This window comes from Pseudomonas sp. RIT288, assembly GCF_000631985.1.
GTDB lineage: Bacteria > Pseudomonadota > Gammaproteobacteria > Pseudomonadales > Pseudomonadaceae > Aquipseudomonas.
The window spans coordinates 1-774 of sequence record NZ_JFYN01000035.1 but is presented as its reverse complement, the minus strand read 5'-3'; the positions used below and the strand labels follow the sequence as shown (position 1 = coordinate 774).

Below are 774 nucleotides of genomic sequence, written 5' to 3'. Positions count from 1 at the left end.
GACCCTGAGCAATGGCTCGGTGATCACCATCGACGCGGGTAAAACTACCGGCACCGTGACTGTTCCAGCGCCTGCCGATGACGTTTACAAAGACGCCGGCAAGGTCGAAGTCACTATCAAGGATGCGTCCGGCGGCAACTTCGAGAATCTGGTGCCAAGCACTGTCCCTGCGGTCACCGAAGTGACCGATACCATCGACACTTCGACGGTCAAACTGTCCGCTGACACCTCGGTCGCCGAGGGTGGCACCGTCACTTACACCGCGACCGTTGGTGCGCCTGTGACTGGCTCGCCGGTTGTCGTGACTCTGGCCAACGGTCAGACCATCACCATCGAAGTGGGTAAAACCACTGGCACCGTCACCACCACCGCACCGAACGATGCGTTGAATGGTCATGAGCCACTGACCAACTCGATTACCGGCGTGACCGGTGGCAATTACGAGAATCTGGTCGCCGACAAGACGCCGGTTTCGACCACCGTTACCGACACCGTCGACACCACCAACCTGTCGCTGAGCGCAACCGGTACCGTGGCTGAGGGCGGTTCGATCGTTTACACCGCGACGTTGACCAACGCTGCCGGTTCGCCGGTCACCGTGACCCTGAGCAACGGCTCGGTGATCACCATCGACGCGGGTAAAACTACCGGCACCGTGACGGTTCCAGCACCAGCCGATGATGTCTACAAGGACGCTGGCAAGGTCGAAGTCACTATCAAGGATGCGTCCGGCGGCAACTTCGAGAATCTGGTGCCAAGCACTGTCCCTGCGGT

The 774-nt window shown here is 60.1% G+C and carries 1 protein-coding gene; it reads left to right on the top strand.

Annotated features, from left to right (window positions below):
• On the top strand, positions 1 to 774 hold a 774-nt coding region (locus tag BW33_RS21575; RefSeq protein ID WP_047601092.1), incomplete at both ends, for an immunoglobulin-like domain-containing protein.